The sequence below is a fragment of the Anaerococcus tetradius genome (genome assembly GCF_947087635.1).
Taxonomy (GTDB): Bacteria; Bacillota; Clostridia; order Tissierellales; family Peptoniphilaceae; genus Anaerococcus; species Anaerococcus tetradius.
This window is the reverse complement of sequence record NZ_CAMUDP010000006.1, coordinates 1-20995: the sequence shown is the minus strand read 5'-3', so window position 1 is coordinate 20995 and position 20995 is coordinate 1. Positions and strand designations below refer to the sequence as shown.

Below are 20995 nucleotides of genomic sequence, written 5' to 3'. Positions count from 1 at the left end.
TTGATTAGGCTTCAAACTACAATCTAAGGAAAGGACAAAGATTTTTTATAAGAGCTTATACTTTGTTCCCCTACCTCTTCCTATCCTTTCAACATAGGACTTTTCTATCAGATTCTTTAGGATTATTAAGACCTTATCCTTACCAAATCCAGTCTTTCCTGTAAGATCAGTCGAGAAAAGAAGCATATTTTCTCCAAAAGCATCTAATATTTTTTTCTCTTCTCTACTAAGATTAAGTTTCATATCAGCCGTCGGGAGAACAGTAATAATACTATTAGAACTAACCTTAAAAACAGGTTGATGACTAAATTCAAGGTAAGAATCTTTTATTCTTCTTATGCCAGTACCAAACTTCTCAATTATTCCCAACCTAAAAAATACATTTGCAATTATAGGATTTCTAAGGCAAGAAATATAGCCATTCAAATACTCTTGCTCATCCAAACTTGAAAGGAGCCATCCTGGCGAATAAATTTCTATCCTATCATCAAACATCAAAACCCTAATATTGCTATCCACATCCCACATCCTATGAACTAAGGCATTTGCTATTGTCTCTCTGAAGGCTTCCAATGGGACTAGATACCTTACTCTTCTTTTCATACCACGAATTTCTTCAATCCTATAATAATCTTTAAACATACTTTCACAGCTATCGAGCTGTTTTAATATAGATTCATTGGAAAAAGTCTTTCTCTTGACAATATTATTAATAGAGGAAGTAAACTTGACAATATCTATACCGGAAAATTTATTCTTATCAGCTATAAGGCTGCGGCTATATTGTATTTCCCATCATTTCTTAATAAGCCCAGGGTTTTAAGCAGGTCCTTGGAGGGAATCTCTATATCGAGCCTATCCTTCAAAGCTTCAAACAAATATTCAAAACTTAAATTACTTTCATTAGTTATTAACTCATCAAAATACAGATTTTCCCCAAGCAAAACCAAGTTTCTAAGCTCCACTTGATCAACTTCAACACTTGAAGTACCACTTCTCCTATAGGCCTTGCCCTTGTACAAATATGGCTTATAATGGCCTTCTTTTACCGTCAAAGTAAGAAGCTTATTTTTCCTATTTATACTAAAACTATAATCGGGTTTAGGTTTAATTGAATCATTTATCTTATTTTCAATATCAAGACAAGCCCTTTCAGGATCATCAAGACCAACTATATGCCCATCATCTCTAATACCAAAAACTATTTGACCAGTATTAAAATTAGAAAATGCAGATACTGTTTTCAAAAATGAATTGCTAATCTTTTCCTTATATTCTAAAGTATTACTCTCCAAAAAAATCACCACCTCTAAAATATTATACCTCAAAACCGACGCAAAAATTTGCGTCGGTTTTACGTCGTTTGCGTCGGCCCTTATAAGAAATTATAAAGTCCCTCCCTCTAATATTCCATTAAGGATGCATGGCAATCGCCACTCTATTGTCTCACTATGGTATTTCCCTGTCATTTCTAATGGTCTGCCACAAGTAACGAAGCAAATTAATGGCAGAGCTTAATCGAGTCCTTGCGAGATGGAAATCTCAAGCTCTAATCTGCAAACTAACGTCGATGGAGCCTTAAATCAAGGCCATTCTTCCTAATAAATAATTTCCTACATCCAAAAAGGGGCTGTTGCAGAATTATGAATAATCATCGTCCCATCATTAGAAAGTTCTCTTAGGAATTTTTGCCTCTCCTTGCCGGTGGGCATATTAGTGCCTTCCGGATGATGGAGGCATTTAGCCCGTCGGCAAGGTGAGACTTTCCTTGGAGGTTCTTCTAATGATATTGGGACGATTTATTCATTCTGCAACAGCCCCTTTGTCTTAATAATAACAAAATCATTATAGCACTAGCCAATAATGGCAACAACTTTTTATGTATTTTTATCGATATATATATATATGCAATTTAAAGAAACTTTATCCTTTATTGTTTTATAAATCTTTAGCTATATTTACGAATATTTATTCTAAATATAAGTTAATGCAAATCCACAGGGGCAAAACCTAAATTCAAAGGCCAGAAAATTTGTAGCTAGTAAATCCTATGTCAAATAAATCTATATTTTTCTAAACAATAATTTTTTATTTTCTTAAGATCCTCCTAAATCCTTTTTCCTGCAATAATAAAAATTTTTTGTTAAAATAATGTAATTTACTAGTGTACATTCAGATTTTGATGGTATAATAAATACTACACCATTTTGGATAAATATAAAGGAGAGTAATTTGAACAAAAGAAAACAAGACATTCTTGTCAGTGGATTAGCGCTTTTCGCTATTTTTTTTGGTGCTGGAAATTTGATTTTCCCTCCCTATTTAGGAGTAATCACCGGTAGCGGTTGGCTTTCTACTATGATAGGCTTTCTATTGGCGGACCCTGTCATTCCAATTTTAACAGTATTTATAACAGCTTTGGCTGGTGGTCGTGCGGTCGATATAGGCAAACGTGTAGGCCCAAGATTTTCTAAAATTCTAACCCTTGCTGCAATAATTTGTATTGGCCCTGCCTTTGCGATTCCAAGAACAGCAGCGACAACTTATGAAGTCGGCTTCAAGCCATTTCTACCAAATGTTTCAATCTGGCTTGTAACTTTCGTATTTTTTGCAATAACCTTCGCACTTTCATATAGGGAAAGTAACGTAGTTACAATTATAGGCAAGTACATAACTCCCGCCCTCTTATTTTTCCTCTTTGTACTAATAGTAAAGGCGATTATTACTCCTATTGGCACGCCTGTCCAAACAGAAATCAAAAAAGGATTTTTCGTAAAAGGATTCTACGAAGGCTATCAAACCCTCGATGCCTTTGCCTCACCCCTTTTTGCAGGAATAGTAGTAGCTGATTTATTGAGAAAGGGTTATGGCAAAGTTAGCAAAGAAGAAAGAAGAAGCTTCATAATCTCAGTAGGCATTGTTGCTTCTATAGCCCTTGCTATAGTTTATGGCGGATTAACATATCTTGGAGCTAGTGCAAGCTCAATCTTTGGTATGAATGATTCTCGTGTAGAAATTCTAATCAAACTTGTCGACCTTCTTTTAGGTAACTTTGGAAAGATAGCCCTAAGCTTTGCAGTAAGCCTAGCCTGTCTTACAACAGCAGTTGGCCTAACCTCATCAGCAGGTAATTTCATCGAAGAATTAAGTAATGGCAAAATCAAATACGATTACACTGTTATTTTCGTTACAATATCAAGCTTCCTCCTATCATCCCTAGGAGTAGATGCCATCATAAACCTTGCAGTTCCTGTATTATACATAGGCTATCCCCTAATCATAGCCCTAGTATTTTATATGTCCTTCGAAAAGAGAGTGCCTTACAATATGGCCTACATCCTAATGGCAGCTGGGGTAATAATCACAGCAATAATCGAAACCTTCGGCAAAAGTTTTGGCCTAGGAGGTCTAGTAGCTGCAATCAAAAACCTACCCCTCGCTCAATTCGGCTTCACATGGTTCTTGCCATCCCTAGTCTGTTTCATCCTTGGCCTAATCTTAGGCAAGCTAGGCTTCGGCAAAAAGAGAGATGAAACTCACGACAGTACCTTATTCTAAAAAACTAGGAGAATTTCCAAAAGGAAAACTCCTAGTTTTTTCTTTATTATTTCTTTCTTGCCAAGTAAATAGCTCCTGCTGTCATCATAGCTAGTCCTATTATAGTAAAGGCTGGGTTTGTGCCAAGTCCTCCTGTATACGGATAGCTAAAAGCTTGGTTTTCATTTTCTGTCCCATCTATGGGCTTTTCGTCTTTGTTTAGCTTGGTATTTGTTATCTCGTAGGAAAATTTATCATTCAAAGACTCCTTAACATTTGAATTATCAGTATAGGCTTCCTTGTAGGATATTTTGGAATCTAGCTTAGGAAATTGTCGGTAGTAGTCTTTTTCTACTTTAAGGTCATGTTTTATTTCTAGCCCCTTATCTTTCTTCTCAACCTTAAAAATCCATGAATATTGTCTATTGGCACCAAGGTAACCTGTGGGGATTTGATTTTCAATAAGTTCATAGATACCTTCTCCCAAATCGCTAAAGCTTACACTACCATAAGCTTGGGAAGAAGCTGTTTGGTAGTATTTGCCCCTCGTAGCTGCTCCTAAGTCTTTTTGTATAAGTTTATCCCTTATATCTTTTTTATCTTTCTCACTGGCATCTTTTCCATTAAGCCTAATTAATTTTCCAGCTTCATCAAAATCATAAACTTTATAAGCTTCGCTTAATTTTCGAACCGAACCCGACTTATAAAATTCGATTACTTCTCCATCATGAGAGTATTTCTTCAATTCCCCCTTAGCCTTCCCGTCAAGGTCATCTTCGTAATATTCATAGGCTTTGGCATTGACTTTCATTGAATCTCTAACTTTTTTTAAAACAAAGCCGGCATCCTTTAGGGGAATTTGCTCTCCTCCTTCATCCTTTTGGTCTGATAGCTTTCTGAATTTGAAGTCGATATTTTCCTTCTCGTTGGCAATACTTACTAAGTTTCCTTGCCTATCTACATTAAAGAAGCTATCCGATGCATCCATTTCTATGTATTTGCCATGATTATCTTTCTTGTAGCCTTTGACAAGTTCTTTCCAAAAACCGTCTTGGTCTAAGCTAAAGCTTATAGTAAGAAAAAAATCCCTTAGCTTGTAGCCAGCAGCTGACCTTACTTCTTCAAGGATATAAGTCCCTTCTTCTATGCCCGTAAATTCGACACCCTGATTTTCGCTCGATTTGGCTAAGGCATAATTTTTATCCTTGTCATCAGTAGACTCTCTTCCACCTTCATCTATCGTTTTTACTGATTCATAGAACGGTTTGTTATTAGCATCAACTTTAACTTTGTTAACTTTTTTCCCGTCTTTTTCGACTTCTTCACTTTGAATCTTTCTTAAAGTAAACTCGGCATCTTTAATATTTTTGTGGCTTTTACCGTCTATTTTGAAAAACTTTAGCCTAGTCCTCTTCCTATAATTTCTTACCCTAAGCTCATCAATCTTCTTGTAGGGGAGATCTGGCGCAGCTGGTTTAGAACGTCCATCATCAGGAACAATTTCGATATATTTGCAAAATTTTTTATCCTTATCTTTCCTAGCCCTTCCTATACCCTTTATGGTTTTTCCAATTAGTTTTTTCCTATCCGCCTCTGGATAATCTACATTCCAAGCATCGCTTTCTTTAAATTCATGGTCAAAATCAAATTCAATCTCCAAATAATTATCATCTGATGGTTTTTTACCCTCGCCATTCTCATCTTTTCTGGCTTGAACTTTGAAGTAGCCTTTCAAAGCCTTGCCGTCCTCATCTAACGGTTTTATATAGCTTTCATCTGGAGTCTTTTCTTCCCATAGTTCATAGATTCCAGGGCTTAGTCCTCTAAAGTAGTTATCCCCTAGCTTGGCACTTGCTTGTGAGCTAGCGTCAAATTTCTCCTTGTAGTATTTGGGATAGTATTGTTCACCAGTTGGCTTTCCTTGTTCATCTAGCATAGGAAGAGGTTCTCCATTTATAATCTTTCTAGCATGAAATCTCGAACCATTTAATGGCAAGCCCTTTTCATTAACCTTGCTAATCCTTAGGGGAATCTTAAAGCCTAACTTATTATTAAAAATACCAAGTACATTTCCATTTACTATATCCACTGTTAGGCTTTTAGTTTTTCTATCTACTTTTTTGATATCAAAGGGAATAATTCTTACTTGATCTGTTCCCCATTCTTTTGCGAGCTTCTCATAAACTTTGTATTTGAGCCTATATTCAAGATTCGACTTGAGCTTATCAAATGTAACAGGACCCCTATATTTGGCAGAAAAAGAAGGATCTACATCAATCCATTTGCCATCAGTCCCTTTAATTTGAAGACTTATACTTCCCGTATCGCCCACACTTGGAGGCGGTGTAGAATCTTCATTACCATCCTTAAAATTTTTATATACGAAGTTTGCAACAAGAGTGTAGTCATCATCTATTGGAATTTGCGTATTCCTAAACTTCTTAGTATGTATCCTATCTGTGATTCTATAAACATTCCTAGAAGTTTTAAATACTATGTCATCATTAACCCTTACTTTCCAGCCTTCTTCCCTCCTAGGGTTTTTCAATCTTACGATAAAGCTTATATTTAATTTATCTCCCTCTTTTAGATTAATATTAGAAAGTTTTAGAGTGGCAGCCTTTATAAGGGGATTTATTTCTATAGAAGGGGTCAAAATTTCATCCCCTATCTCTGCCCTAAGCTTAACGAATTCAAGATATCTAGTTAATGGAAAAGTAAATTCTCCATCTTCGACTAAGTAATCTTGCCTACTCCCATAAGATGAATCTGTTTTTAGCTTAGGACTAATAGAAATATTTATCCTCCTATCGCCAGTTCTAATATCTACATCTTCTGCCTTTATCTGTATGTCTACATCAGGCTCGAAAGAATAATTCCAAGTAAAGTTCCTATATATTTCATCAATCTCCCAAGCTAGCTTACTTGACATAGAATTTATCACAAAAAAATTAAAGCCCTTAATATAGGGAAATTTTTTTAAGGCATACTTGCTAACATCTGAATCTTCTTCTTTTACGAAACGTGGGCTTTTTACTTCTCTGGAGTTTATCGCGTATTTTTCTATGCTCGTATCTTTTTTGTTTACCTTGCTTCTTACTGATAGTTTTAGGATGTAGGAAGCTGGTAGGTCTAGGTCTAGTTTTTCTTGGTAAGGGATTTTTGTTGAGTATTCTTTTTGGAGGGCAAAGCCTTTGTCGCTTGCCTTGTAGTAGTCGAGATAGATTTCTGTGTTTTCTTCTTTTATGTTTGTTAGGGAGAGTTTGTATTCGATTTTGTTTTTTTCTTGGGCTTTGGATTCTTCGTCTGCCTTGTCTTTGGAGATTAGGTAGTCGGTGTAGTTTATTTCGTCTGCCTTTTCTTCGCTTTCTTCTTTTTTGTAGTTTATGGTTCTAAGTTCGTCTTCGCCTTCTTTGATGTGGGTTAGTCTTAGTTCTTTTTCTTCTGGGTCATCTTCTTTTTGGTATTCGATGAATTTGTAGGATATTCTTTGAAGGTCTATGTTTGTTTGACCTTGGTCTAGGGATAGGTCAAAGGAGTATAGTTTTTTGTTGTCTATTGTTTTTTTGTCGATTGTTCCTTCTAGGGTGTAGGTTATTTCTTTTTCTATGCTTGGTGTTGTTATTGTTTTGCTATGTAGGCTCTTGTCATCGTCCGCCTTGTTTTCTTGTATTTTTGTTTCTTTGCCGTCTAGGAGGATTTTTGTTATTTTGATGTCCTTTAGGGCTTGGGTCTTGTATGTTATAAGGCTTAGATTTAGTGGGGAGTCTGATTTTGTTGATGCTTGTTTTTTTGTTACTTTTATTTCATAGATTATGGCATCTTCTTTGTTATTTAGTTTGGCTTTTTGGCTTATGGTGTAGTTGTTTTTGTTTTCTTCTAGCCTTTGAGGGTTTTGGTCCATGGATGTTTGTGTTTCTGTTTGCTCTTTTCTTTCTTCATTGTTAGGATCTTCCTCAGTGCTTTCTTGGTCATCGTCTATATAGCTTTGTTGGTTTTTTTCTCCTGAGTCTGCTATTCTTATTGATGTTGGCATTTGTTTTGGCTTTTTTGCCATGGATATGGCATAGACATTGGTTGGTATGCACATAGTGATGGCTAGGGTCAAGGAAAATAGCTTGACCATAAACTCTCTAATTCTTCTCTTCATACTTCTTCCCTCCGATTATAAGTGCTTATAAAAGTGCAAGGATGAGATCTATTTTATAAAAATCATGCAAGAAAAGCATAAAAAGTCCATGATATCGTTTGCTACAAAGAGTGACATCATGCCATTAACCTTCCAAAAATAATCACACCAAAGTTTTGCATAAACTTCTCAGCCTTGTAAGTTTAAAATCTACATTCAATCTACTATATTATATCATATTTATTCACCTCTTATAGGTGAACCGCTCACAAATTAAAGCTAAAAACTTAAAGGCCAGTTCGAAGCCGGTATTTGCAAATAGCCTAATCTTTACTGCAACATCAGCTTTCCAGATATCACTAAATCCATCTAATTATAGGACGTTTTCAAATTTTTAGTCCCGTCCCAGTCCCAGTACCAGGGAATATGTCTACTTTTAGGATAAAAACAATATGTTAATTTTTTAAAGAATCTTATCTTCCTTATGGAATCCTTAAATTTGTATTTTATACTAAGTTTATAAAATGAAGAGGAGGTTCATTTATGGATAAATTGATATTAGAAACAAAAAATCTTACTAAAAGCTTTGGTAAGCAAAAAGCAGTAGATAGTATTTCTTTAAAAATAAAAGAGAATTCTATCTATGGCTTGCTAGGACCTAATGGGGCTGGTAAATCGACTACATTGAAGATGATTACTGGAATGATTCATAAAACATCTGGTCAAATCTTTTTTGAAGGTCATGAGTGGAGTCGTGAGGATTTATCGGATATTGGTGCCTTGATAGAGATGCCTGCCTTGTATGAGAACTTATCAGCTAGGGAAAATTTAAAGGTAAGGACACTCCTACTAGGGTTACCAGATTCTAGGATTGATGAAGTTTTTAAAATAGTTAGTTTAAAAGATACTGGCAAAAAGAAAAGTGGTCAATTTTCTTTAGGAATGAAACAAAGGCTAGGTATAGCCATTGCCTTATTAAATAATCCTAAGCTTTTGATTTTAGATGAACCAACAAACGGACTTGATCCTCTAGGAATTCAGGAATTGCGTGATTTAATAAGATCTTTCCCAGAAAAAGGAATAACCGTTATTTTGTCTAGTCATATTTTAGCAGAAGTTGAACAAACTGCTGATCATATTGGGATTATTAATAATGGAAAATTGCAATATCAAAACATTATTAATCATGATGACAACTTAGAAGAACTTTTTATGAATGTTATAAAAAATGGAATGGGGATGTAAAAAATGATAAATTATATTCTTGCAGAAAATTTAAAACATAAGCATAGTTTCTTGAAGAAATTATTAGTAATTATGCCAATAACTTTAATCTTATTGTCATTATTTCTTATGCCAAGTTATTTCACTACTAATTCCTATAACTGGTGGTACGTCATAATAATGCCTGCAACTTTTGCCTTAATCCCAGCAATGATGGATAGAAAAGAAAGTAGGAAATTAAACTACAGAGCAGTTTTCCCTCTAAATATTAAGCTTGAAAAGTTATGGGTTTCAAAAATAATTACAGCATTTATTTATATGAGTATTGCTGCTATAATTCATATGCTAGGAGTGTATATTTTTCAATTTTTTCTTGGAGGACAATTAACACCAAACTATGGATTTTCAACATTACTATTTGCAAGTTTCTTACTAATAATAACTAATATTTGGCAAATCCCTCTATGCTTTTTCTTAGCAAAAAAATTTGGCTTTATCGCAAGTATTGCAGTAAATGCAGTATTAGGTTTAGGAGCAGGAATATTGTTGTCTGACGGTGCTTTTTGGATTTATTGCCCATATTCTTGGGGAATTAGGTTAATGATTCCTGTTATGGGTATTTTACCAAGTGGTGTTTTGACGGAAGCATCAAATCCAATAATATCAAGCACATCATTATATATTCCTTGTATATTATCTGTATGTCTATTTACATTACTTACAATAATAAGCGCAAATTGGTTTTCAAAACAAGAGGTAAAGTAATGATAAATATAATAAAATCAGAAATATACAAAATTAAAGGCACCTGGCTTCCTTGTATTCACATATTCTTACCTATAGCCTATTCTTTACTATTTTATGTGGCATTAAAAACCACAGGATTAAAAAATTTTGAAGAAAGCGATATAATACAAACTTATTTTGTACTTTTAGGAGCGGTAATGCCAATAATATTAAGTTTTATAACTTCAAAAGTAGTTGATATGGAAATGAGTGCTGGAAAATTTCAAGTGCTTTTATCTACTACAAAATCTAGAAGCAAAGCCTATATAGGAAAACTCCTTGTATTAGAATTGGGATTTGTTATTTCTCTTGCTTTAGCTATTATAATTTTTGCAGTACTAACTGGTTATCAAAATACCTTAGATTGGCTTATTGAATTTTCCCTAATTGTTATTAGCAGCCTTTCTCTATACATGATACATCTTTGGGTATCAATCGTATTAAGTAGTGGTGCATCTATTGGATTAGGTTTTCTAGAAACAATGATTGCTTTACTTTCAATGACTGTCATTGGCGATAGTATTTGGTATTTTATTCCTTGTACCTGGTCATCTAGGCTTCCAGCTATGTATATTATTATGCGCAAAGTTTCGGATCCTTCCTATTTTTATAAGGAGTTTAGAATTTGGAGCTTTGTAGCCTTGTTTGTTATCTTAATCTTATTTATTTCCTCAATTATTTGGTTTAATAAGTGGGATGGGAAATCTGTTAGTGAATAAAAGTTTTTAATTTAAAATTAGGAGGTGATAAAATGTCTTTAATTCTTGCAGTTGATGACGAACTAGATATGCTTGATCTAATAAAAAACATTTTGAAAAAGAACAACCATCAAGTCGATGTATATCAAAATCCTTTAGAGATTGATAATAGTAAGCTTAGTAAATATGATTTGATTCTACTTGATGTTATGATGCCAGGTATTGATGGAATTAGTTTCTGTAAAGATATTCGAGCTAAAGTAGACTGCCCTATTCTTTTTTTAACGGCAAAAACTATGGAAGAAGATATAGTTGAAGGCTTATTAATTGGAGGAGATGATTACATCACAAAACCATTCGGTGCAGCAGAACTCCTAGCTCGTATAGAAGCACATTTAAGACGAGAAAAAAGAGAACGACACACTAGTCTAAATCTCGGCGAGATTCGTTTTGATTTATCTTCCAATGAAGTCTTTGTAGGAGATGAAAAAGTTCATTTAACAAAATCTGAGTATCAAATTTCAGAATTACTAGCAAAAAGAAAAGGACAAGTATTTTCAAGAGAGCAAATATATGAGCTTGTCTTTGGATTTGATGGTATAGGAGATGCATCTGCAATATCAGAACATATAAAAAATATTAGGTCAAAATTTCAAAAATATGAGGAAAATCCAATCGAAACAGTATGGGGGATCGGATATAAATGGAATTAAAAACAAAAGGTCAATCTCTTAAACATATACTTTTTAAATACTTGTTAAGTATTGGGCTAGGGCTAGTACTCTCCGTCGGACTAATCCTAGTTTTTATATCTGCTTCTTATAAGTTTGAGTGGATATTTCCAGCAAATTATACTGAGAATTTAATTCTTGAAAAAAGGACAGATATTGCCACTTCAAAAAATTTCGAAAAATCATTACTTCCAGATAATACATCTTATCTATTTCTATCAAAAGACGAAAAAGTTATAGAAACAAATATGAATAAGAATATCCAAGATATAGCCTTTAACTATCATAAGGGATCTGTTAATTCTAATTCAAACTTATCCTTTATGGAAATACAAAGATCTGATGGATATGTACTTGTAGCTTATGACCTAAAGCCTTTTTATAAAAGTCCTTGGATGCAAAAAAATCTACCACAAGTAAATAATTTATTTCTAAGCTTACTTATAATATTTTGTCTTATAAGTATTATTACTATCACATTAATTTGGGCAAAGAAATTAGCAAAAGAATTAAATCCTTTGCTAGAAGCTTCGGAAGAAATCGGAAAACAAAACTTAGACTTCCAAGTTAAAAAGTCAAATGTTCAGGAATTTAATGCCATATTAGATAGTTTAGAAAAAATGAAAGTAGGATTAAGTGAATCTTTAAGGACAAACTGGAGAGAGGAAGAGAAAAAAAGAAATCAGATTTCAGCATTAAGCCATGATATAAAGACTCCTCTTTCAATTATAAATGGAAATTCAGAGTTATTGGGAGAAACAAACCTAACAGAAGAACAGCAAACATATCTAAATTATATTAGAAAAAACACAAGCCGTATTGATAAATATATCCAAACTTTAATGCTTGTTAATAAATCTAACCAAGCAAATGAATTAAACTTTACTCAAATTAGAGCAAAAGAATTTGTAGAAAACATTGAAAAACTAGCTACAGAATTCACATCAACTTATAAGTTAAATTTTTTAGAAGATATTAGCTATAAGAATGATTTTTTAATAGTAGATTTAAAAAATTTTGAACGAGCCTTTCTAAATATTCTTAGTAATGCAGAAGAAAACAGTCCTAAAAACTCAACCATTAAGCTACTTATAAGTTCCAAGAATGATAATCTTCAAATATCAATACTTGATCAAGGACATGGTTTTACAGGTGAAGACCTATTATATGCAACAGATCAATTCTATCAAGGAGATAAAAGTAGGCATTCAAAAGAAAACTATGGTATAGGCTTATTTGTTGCAGAACAAATTATTAAGATGCATGGAGGAAATCTTATTTTAGAAAATAGAACTGATGAATGTGGGGCTAAAGTCAGCATACTGTTGCCAGTAAAGGAATAAATATAAAAATGTTAATTATTAGTGCTTACTTATTAATGGAAGAATAACAAACCTTATAATATCGCCTTCATTTATTCTAATATATTTTTGATTCTAAATAAAAACGCTTTAACAAGCAAGTGACTTAACCCCCAAAATCTGGAATACGGATGTAGGGGTTTTTTCATGCCTTAAATCATTTAAAATTAGATTTAGAATTAAGATTTTTAGAAAGAAAGCTAACAAGTTTGTCCCTATCGCTTATCTTGTAAGTTTGTTTATAAGTGGTAGAATATGCCTTAATCCCAAGGATCAAATCACTAAGTTTATCATAAGAACTATCTAATCACTTTATATCCTCAAAAGAGACAAACTTTAGTATAGGTGTATTACCTAAAAATAAAACAAATCCGTTTTCCCTTATACCTTGACCTAGAGTAAAAATTAAAAATAAGCCTATAGCCAAAACCCCACAAGAAAACCCAAGAAGTCTTTTGAGTAATTAAAGCAAAGATGAAAAATAACTAGGGCTAAAATAAGACCAACACCTAAGATAAATGGACTTTTCTTAATCCTATAAATATTCCCTCTAGCAAGTTTTATATTATATAATATTTGCTTTGGATTTACTCCTTGCAAATACAATCATCTTGGATATGAAATATAAGCTTTAGGCTATCCTCAATCTCATCCAAACTATCCTTATCTAAAGAGTAGTAGGTATTCTTACCATCTCTCCTGCTAGTTACAAGACTGGCTTCTTCGAGCTTTCTCATGTCATAAGATAAAGTAGGCTGAGTAATATCAAACTTCTCAAGTATCTCGCAAGCACAAAGCTCATCACAAGATAACATATAAATAATCTTAAGCCTCTTAGAATCAGAAATCACCCTTAGCTTTTTAGATAAATTTTCATAATCAACACTCATAATCCACCTCATATAGAAATATTTCTATATGTTATGGTACCGGGGAGGGGTTGGTGGTGTCAAGGGGGTAAGTGAATGAAATAGGTTTGGGTAAAAGTCGGGCAAGATTTAAAAGGTCAAGATATTGCTAAATAATTTTGATTAAACAGACATAAAGGAGATGACTTTACAAAATGAACAAAAATATTCTGCTGCATTAACTTACCAGACTGAATTTCTATTAATAATATGATTAAATAATATTTATATTATTTGAAACAACTAATCCCATAGCTTTTTTACCCTAGCCTTAACGTTCATTTCATTTTCTTTCTTATAAGTACGTTCATATACATCTAAAAATTTGGAAGCAATTTCATCTAAATTTAGGTATTCGTACTTCGTTTTTCTAAATGAACCATATATATTATTTTCGTTAATATAATATTCATTATTCATATATAGTTCAGTTGAACTTTCAATTAAAAAAATACTTTCGCTTAAAACTCCTTTATTTACATTATAATCTTTTAATGTTACTTCTTTGCCATGCATAACTTTATTTCTAATTTTTTGTATTTTTTTAAACAATGATTTAAATTTTATTTCATTAATATTTTTTATATATCTATTACAAATACTTTTTTTATCTTTCTGCATTAATATATGAGATATTGAATAGTCATCTAGTATATTTTCAAAATATTGCGCTTCTATATTTTTAACAATCTCTTCATAAGTACTATCTGAGTATCTAGTAAATAGAAACTTCTCATATGTAGATAGTGTAAAATTTTGTAAAGCATTATCTATATCAAATGATCCATTACTGTTCCTCAATAACTCTTTTTTTATTTTATTTGAATCATCTAATTCGTAGTCTATTTTATCAATTGTTTCACTAATCCAAGATATACCATGATTATTAATTAGAGACATGTAAATTAAGCTTCTTAACTTACTTTCAAATTCAGTGATTAGTGGGAATAGTCGCCTACTATAATAATCAGACACTCCATCAAAAGCATATATTACATAAAACTTCTTTCTTATTTCTTGTACATTTAATAATTCTTTAATGGATGATAAAATTTTAGCCGTATTAAAACTATCACCTTCTAAATAAATATATACGTTTATAACATTGCCTTTTAATCCTTGGGAATAAGCAAATCTAATATCCTTATTATAATATTTACTCTTGATATCCTCTACAATTGGATTACTTTCAACAAAATCTCTAATAAAATCAACATCTATTGTTTGTTCATCTTTCGCAAATATTAATCCATCAACATACATAACACTTCCCCTTTCACAAAGTCAGCTGCTGCAGTTCTTATTAATTTTCTATATCTCAACAGACTGATGTTTTCTCCATTTTCTTTGTTGTAGGCATCTTTGTCTGCATTTTTTATTAGCTCGTCTTCTCCTAGAGGTTTGCTATTTTCTTGTTTGTCTTTGTAGTTGCTGATGTAGAAAATTAGGTCGTCTTTTTCTACCTTGTAGTGGTCGGCGAATTTGTTTATTTTTTCTTCTATTATTTTATTTATTTTAATTCTTGCCAACTCTTCGATATTTTGATCTACAAATTTGTCTGGATCTTTTGTCATTTCTTGATAAATTTCTCTATAGATTTCTGCTTTTTCTGGGTTGGTTCTTGCTAGTTCTTCTATAGTTTTTTCTATTTCACTATCTTGTTTTGCATCGTTACTTGACCTATTTTTAGCTTTTTCTTGCATGAGGCTTGATAAATAATTGTAGTCTATAGTTCCTTGGTGGATTGATATTGGTTCATAGTACAGGTCTAGTGGGAGATTGATGTCTGTTTCCTCTGTTTTTGGCAGCAAGGCTTTTATATAATTATATTGGTCAAAATACTTTTCCAAGGTCTTCTTATCTATAGCGTTTTTGTAATATTCTTCATCCTCTTCATATTCACTGTAGACCATTACAGCTGCATTGGCCTTGTCGAATTTTTGAAAGGCTGAAGCAAATTTAACCATTTTTTCTATGCCATACTCAATCTCTGGATTTTCTACTAGCTCATAGGTCAAGAGTTCTTCTACACTTCGCTCAAATTTCTCTTTGGATTCTTCATAGCTTGGTGCAGTCACATAGTTTTCCCCACCATTTGAGTAGAGTTTGAAGGCATTTTCGATGGCTTCTTCATAGGCTTTTGGAATCCTAAATGTTATTATCTGCCCATAGGCCTTGCGCTCATCATAGAGCCTGTTGGTCCTAGAAAATGCTTGGATAAGCCCTTGAGGAGTCATAGGAGCCCTGTCTATCAAAAGTAGGGACATACTAGGTGCATCAAATCCAGTCAAGAGCCTATCGACCACTATAACTATATCCACCTGCTCAGCCCTAGACTTGTACTTATCCTTTTTCCTGGCAAGCCTTTCGTTTAGGTTGCGGTTGTAGGAGCCTATGGTTTCTAAGGAGAAACTTGTTCCATATTCATCATTATAGTAAGCCAAGGCTTCTTTCATAGCTTCCTTGTTTTCTGTGGTGCTTTCATCATTTTCCGCAATAGAATATGTCATGGCAAGTTTTGGAAAATCAGCCACCATAGATTTGATCCTATCAGAAACTTTTACATCAGACCTACCCTCAATCACTTGTCTAAAGAGCCTATAATAATCCTTAGCATCCTTGATAGATGATGTGGTAAGTATGGCTCCATAGGTTTTGCCCCTGCCTCTATCTAGGGCAAATCTTCTGGCCATTCCATTAATAATTTTATCTATGACAGCAAGCTTGTATTTATCATTTTCGTAAACCGTATCTGGTATATATGGCTCTAGGTCCTCTCTCTCGTATTTGTAAACATCCATATCCGACTTGACACTTGCCACTATGTCATATACACCTTCGCCAATCATATCCATATTTTCTACTTGAAAGCCTAGCACTGCCCCATCGCCTATGGCTTCCTTGACTGTATACTCGTGAAGCCTTTTGCCAAATTGTTCCTCTGTAGTCTGTGGCAAATCTCCCACGGCAGCCTTTTTGTTTTCTGCAAAAATTGGCGTACCGGTAAAGCCATACCACAAGGAATTGATGAAAAATTTCTTCAAAATATTTTGCTGAGATGGAGATATAGCTCTGTGGCACTCATCTATAACGAAGGCTATTTCTAGTTTCCTAAGCTTACATACCTGACTATCTGTTAACCACTTATCCCTGTTATTGATCATATAGTTAAGCTTTTGAACAGTAGTCACCACCACAGACCTATCATCTGATAGGAGATGAGATTTCAAATTTTTGACATTGTCAGTCGATTCTATATCTACCGTATCGTTTGCCGCATAGGCCAAAAATGACGATGTGGTTTGCTGGTCAAGATCGACCCTATCTACTATAAATATTGTTTTTTCAATCCTTGGTATCTGATAGAGGTTTCTACTAGCCTTGTAGGAAGTTAAGGTCTTACCAGAACCAGTTGTATGCCAGACATAGCCAGACTCGTGCTTACTTGCAGCTTCTTTCAGGGCCTTGATGGCGTGTATTTGATAAGGACGGAGGAGGATGATATTTTCCCCATCATTATCCAGCACACTGTAGTGGCTGATTAGTTGGTGGGCTTGGGGAATAGAAAGGACTTCTCTAGCAAAGCCAAAGAGGTCATCTACTGGATGGTTGTCCCTGTCATTCCACCTGGTTAGAAACTTTTTGTTAAGCTTAGTATCAGTATTGGCAGCAATGTATCTGGTAGTCGACCCATTGGAAATCACAAAGCATTGAAGGCAGGAGAAAAGTCCCCTGTACTTATCCGTTGCTATGTAGTTTTTTATTTGATTGTAGGCATCCATATGAGAAACTGATTTCTTCTTTAGCTCTATTTGAATAAGAGGAAGTCCATTTATAAGGAGGGTCACATCAAAACGGGCGTTTTGGTCTAGGCCCATGGTCTTTGGAGCGACAAATTGGTTGATAACCTGATATACTGAAGAGCCACCAGCTACATCCTCCCTCTTGAAAACTACAAGACTAACCTTGCCAAGGCTTGAATCTTCTCTCTGTAGAATAATTTTGGCAAGGCCATTTTCCCCAACCAAGAACTTGCCCGCCTCATAAAAGGAGGAAAAAGTCATGGCATTTTGAATCTGGCGAAACTCAGAATCAGTCAAAGGATAGTCGGCAAGGACTGACTTGTTGTTAGTTTCAAGTATCCTCCTAAAGTTATTCCAAAGGTCCTCATGGGTCTTGATAGATGGCTCATAGGTCCATTGGCTCTTGCCGGAAATAAGGTGGTCGATCAGGTCTTTTTCCAATTTTAATTCATCTTCAAATTTTATCTCTACCATAATATCTCCTATACAAACATCTTTTGGAGGAGGGACTTTTTCATCATTTTATATGACTCTAGTAATCTTTCTTCGTTTTCGATTTGGGTGTCTAGGTTTTTGAAGAAGTTTCCTATTTTTTCTTGTTCTTCTAGATTTGGTATTTTCAACTTCATAGAAAAGAAATCATCTGTGGCAATATTTAATAGACCGTGGTTTCTTGCACCTTCTTGTGAGACTTTATATATTTCTTTATGCCATAAACTTGTTTCAAAATAATATTTCATAAAATCCAAATCATTATTAACTATTTCAAAAACTATATATAGAGTTGATAGCGCACCATTTTCATAGTAATCCAATCGTTTTATTGCTCCATATGGTGCTGTTAAAGATGTACTTTTATTATAAGCAAACTCTCCGTTCATTATTAAATAATAATTTGATATATCTTTACTAGCAACTCTATTATTGTAGTAATCCAATTGATTAACCAAACCAAGCTCAGATGATATAGTTAAAGGTAATTTTGATTGATTTTTTATGTTTTTTCTAGTAATTCTATTTGATACATCACTTAGTATTATAGATTTCCAATCTCCGTCAAAGCCATCAAACCTAAACTCAGGGACAAGGTTGCCTTTTTTAGGAAACATATTTTGAAGCATAGATTTTTTGAAATCTTCCATCTTGGAAACTTTTCCTTCTTGGGTTTCGATTAGAGCATCAATCTTTTTAAACAATTCCCCGATTTTTTCTTGTTCGTTTTTTATAGGTGTATATACCTCTATATCTTCAAAAGATGATTTAGATATTTCTTTAAATGTAGAACCAACTGATAAACTCAATGCTTTTATTTTTAAAGTTTTAGCTATAGAGTACATAAAATTTAAGTCAAAATCATCTTTAATTACTAAGGATTGAAAACCCTGATTAGTGGTAGAATCCTCTTTTAATAATCCCACCTCTCCTATTGTAGCTCTTGATGTAAACAAAACAGTTTTATTTTTGTCTAATAGTTTTGCTGAACTTTTACTTAAAGCTTTTTCTGTAATCTTTCTTTCACTTGATGAAAAATACCTTCTAGAATCAATCTCTGACGGAGTAAACCAATTTATTTCACCATCCCAATACTCTTCATTTTTTGTACTTGGAGTACCTCCTCCAACAATTTTAGAAGTTTCTTTTAATTTTTTCTCTTCCCACTCCCCCTCAAAACCATCAAACCTTAACTCTGGAACCTTTCTCATAAATTACCACCTAAGATTTCCATAAATCCTTCAAGCTCTGCCTTGGCTTCATCTGTGTTTGCCACAAGGTTTTTCATATCAGCAAGTATTTCTGCCTTTAGCTTATCGGCTTCTTCATTGATGGATTTGATATCTTTTGATACTTCTGCTAGGTCTATGGGATCTTCTTCTTCGAAGGTGTCGACATATCTTGGAATATTTAAGTTGAAGCCATTTTCTTCTATCTCATCAAACCCTGCTAGGTGGGCGAATTTGTCTATTTCTTCCCTAGACCTTAGGGCCTTGTATATCTTTTGGATATTTTCTTCGGTTAGTTCGTTTTTGTTGCCCTTTTTTACAAATTCTTCGCTAGCATCTATAAAATAAACACTTCTATCTGTCTTATCTTTCCTTAATATTATAAGACTTACTGGGATTCCTGTAGAGTAGAATAAATTTGGTGCAAGGCCAATGACTGCATCTATGGAGCCATTTTCTAGCATTATTTTTCTAATCTTTTCCTCTGCCCCAGACCTAAATAATACTCCATGTGGGAGAAGGATTGCCATAGTTCCGTTATTTTTTAAGTGGTAGAAGCCATGGAGGAGGAAGGCAAAGTCCGCCCTTGATTTGGGTGGAAGGACTCCGTACTCGGAAAAGCGTGGATCATCCAAAAATCCCTTGCTCGCATCCCATTTGGCAGAATATGGCGGATTCATCAAAACAGCATCAAAGTTAGTTGGCTCATCTACTGGCCAATCATCTGATAGGGTATTGCCTTGGTTTAAGCTCTGATACTCTAGTGGCACATCGTGGAGGATCATATTCATACGAGATAGGTTGTAGGTAGAGTTGTTTAGCTCCTGGCCAAAGTATCTGATGCGATTTGCTTCATTGGAGAAGTTTCTTACATTCAAAAGCAAGGAGCCAGAACCAAGAGTCGGGTCAAATACAGTAAGGCCCGCCTTATCTTCCTTGCCATCCATAGATATCATTGCCATAAGCCTTGATACTGGCTGTGGAGTATAGAACTCCCCTGCTTTTTTGCCTGATTCTGAGGCAAAGTTTGCAAGCATATATTCATAAACATCCCCAAGGACATCGCCAGAATAGTTGGCAAAGTTAACCTCAGCAAATTGCTTCATAACCTTTGATATGCGTTTGTTCTTCTCTTGGGGAAGCTTGCCTAGCTTGTTTGAGTAGAGGTCTATATCTTCAAACAGTCCATTGAAGTCCTTGTCAGCTCGCTCGATTTCATTGAAGGCCTGACCCAGATCATCTAGCTGGAAGCTTCCTTCTTCGATTTGCTTTATAAAATGAGTAAAAGTATGGTCTGGAGAAATTACAAAGGAAAATTTATTCCTAAGCTCATCAACAATAAGGTCAGCATCATCTCCTTGCATTTCCTCTTCATACATAGCTTGAATCTCATTAAGATCAGCATCATCAACTTCCAGTAACTTGCCAACCTCATCAAGCATCTTATCTGATAAATATTTATAAAAAATTATTCCTAGTAAATAGTTCTTATATTCATTGGCATCCATCTGAGACCTAAGATCATCAGAAGCCTTCCATAGTTTTTGGTAAAGATTAATAGTAGTTTCCATATATACACTCCTTGTTAGTATAATTATAACAAAAAAGCCTATTCTTAGCTAAAAAAAGCAGAGTAAATTTTAACACTAACTCTGCTACTAGGTCCAAGTTTAGGGATAAGTTCAAAAACAAGGGTCTACTTTTTTCCTCGTATAAAGTACATTAAGCTATTATTAAGTTTATTCTCTTTTACAAAAAAATCGTTCTGAAATAAGTATCAATTACTTCTACCAACACGATTTATCTTATACCATTAAGTTATGATCTAATTTTTTGCCCAAATGTAAACCACTTCGAACTATTATTCAATTTATTCTTTTTTAAAAATGTTCCCATTTTAATCCCAGTTACAGTTTTTAATCTTCTGTAACCATTGATTTTTGACGTCGTAATTTTACAGAAGTCATTAACTATAATATCCTCTCGAGGCCTTTGGCCTCTCGCTTAGTTTTTCGGACTCAGCTTTGCTTCGTCTCGAAAATGGTGATGTTGCAGAATAGGTAAATCTATTCTGCTCATCACTTTTTTTCTGGTATA

At 33.9% G+C, this 20995-nt stretch carries 14 protein-coding genes; 6 read left to right on the top strand and 8 right to left on the bottom strand.

Annotated features, from left to right (window positions below; all coding sequences use genetic code 11):
• Nucleotides 1-45 precede the first annotated feature (45 nt).
• Nucleotides 46-642 (bottom strand): ATP-binding protein, encoded by a 597-nt coding sequence (locus tag P6936_RS03040; protein ID WP_276880812.1) that lies wholly within the window; start codon nt 640-642, stop codon nt 46-48.
• A gap of 122 nt (nt 643-764) precedes the next feature.
• A complete protein-coding gene (locus tag P6936_RS03035) occupies nt 765-1295 on the bottom strand; it encodes a helix-turn-helix domain-containing protein (protein WP_276880811.1) in 531 nt (176 codons plus the stop codon).
• Nucleotides 1296-2232: 937 nt separating this feature from the next.
• Between P6936_RS03035 and brnQ the strand changes: the two genes are divergently transcribed.
• Nucleotides 2233-3558, top strand: a complete 1326-nt coding sequence (gene brnQ / locus P6936_RS03030; protein ID WP_004836970.1) for a branched-chain amino acid transport system II carrier protein — start codon at nt 2233-2235, stop codon at nt 3556-3558.
• 46 nt (nt 3559-3604) lie between these two features.
• On the opposite strand, the gene P6936_RS03025 is transcribed toward brnQ, so the two are convergent.
• Nucleotides 3605-7687 (bottom strand): SpaA isopeptide-forming pilin-related protein, encoded by a 4083-nt coding sequence (locus P6936_RS03025; protein ID WP_276880810.1) that lies wholly within the window; start codon nt 7685-7687, stop codon nt 3605-3607.
• A gap of 522 nt (nt 7688-8209) precedes the next feature.
• On the opposite strand from P6936_RS03025, the gene P6936_RS03020 reads away from it, so the two are divergent.
• The 5 genes from P6936_RS03020 to P6936_RS03000 are packed head-to-tail and all read left to right on the top strand — an operon-like array spanning nt 8210 to nt 12448.
• Nucleotides 8210-8911, top strand: coding sequence for a lantibiotic protection ABC transporter ATP-binding protein (locus tag P6936_RS03020; RefSeq protein ID WP_276880809.1), 702 nt, complete (start codon nt 8210-8212; stop codon nt 8909-8911).
• Nucleotides 8912-8914: 3 nt separating this feature from the next.
• Complete coding sequence (locus tag P6936_RS03015; protein ID WP_276880808.1) at nt 8915-9655, top strand: lantibiotic immunity ABC transporter MutE/EpiE family permease subunit; 741 nt, start codon at nt 8915-8917, stop codon at nt 9653-9655.
• Entirely contained in the window at nt 9655-10395 is a 741-nt protein-coding gene (locus tag P6936_RS03010) for a lantibiotic immunity ABC transporter MutG family permease subunit (protein ID WP_276880807.1), read from the top strand. The genes P6936_RS03015 and P6936_RS03010 overlap by 1 nt, the downstream gene beginning before the upstream one ends.
• Nucleotides 10396-10427: 32 nt before the next feature.
• Nucleotides 10428-11087: a response regulator transcription factor gene (locus P6936_RS03005; protein ID WP_276880806.1), complete on the top strand. Its 660-nt coding sequence runs from the start codon at nt 10428-10430 to the stop codon at nt 11085-11087.
• Nucleotides 11078-12448 (top strand): sensor histidine kinase, encoded by a 1371-nt coding sequence (locus tag P6936_RS03000; RefSeq protein WP_276880805.1) that lies wholly within the window; start codon nt 11078-11080, stop codon nt 12446-12448. The genes P6936_RS03005 and P6936_RS03000 overlap by 10 nt, the downstream gene beginning before the upstream one ends.
• Before the next feature lie 605 nt (nt 12449-13053).
• Here the strand turns inward: P6936_RS03000 and P6936_RS02995 are convergent.
• From P6936_RS02995 to P6936_RS02975, 5 genes are all read right to left on the bottom strand, one after another.
• The gene (locus P6936_RS02995; protein ID WP_276880804.1) at nt 13054-13356 is read right to left on the bottom strand and encodes an ArsR/SmtB family transcription factor; all 303 of its coding nucleotides are present in this window, start codon (nt 13354-13356) and stop codon (nt 13054-13056) included.
• Between the two features lie 261 nt (nt 13357-13617).
• Nucleotides 13618-14637, bottom strand: a complete 1020-nt coding sequence (locus P6936_RS02990) for a hypothetical protein (RefSeq protein ID WP_276880803.1) — start codon at nt 14635-14637, stop codon at nt 13618-13620.
• On the bottom strand, nt 14619-17651 hold the full coding sequence (locus tag P6936_RS02985; protein ID WP_276880802.1) for a type I restriction endonuclease subunit R, EcoR124 family: 3033 nt from the start codon (nt 17649-17651) through the stop codon (nt 14619-14621). Before P6936_RS02985 ends, P6936_RS02990 begins: the two co-directional genes overlap by 19 nt.
• An 8-nt stretch (nt 17652-17659) precedes the next feature.
• Nucleotides 17660-18880, bottom strand: a complete 1221-nt coding sequence (locus tag P6936_RS02980; RefSeq protein WP_276880801.1) for a restriction endonuclease subunit S — start codon at nt 18878-18880, stop codon at nt 17660-17662.
• Entirely contained in the window at nt 18877-20469 is a 1593-nt protein-coding gene (locus P6936_RS02975; RefSeq protein ID WP_276880800.1) for a type I restriction-modification system subunit M, read from the bottom strand. Before P6936_RS02975 ends, P6936_RS02980 begins: the two co-directional genes overlap by 4 nt.
• Nucleotides 20470-20995: the final 526 nt, after the last annotated feature.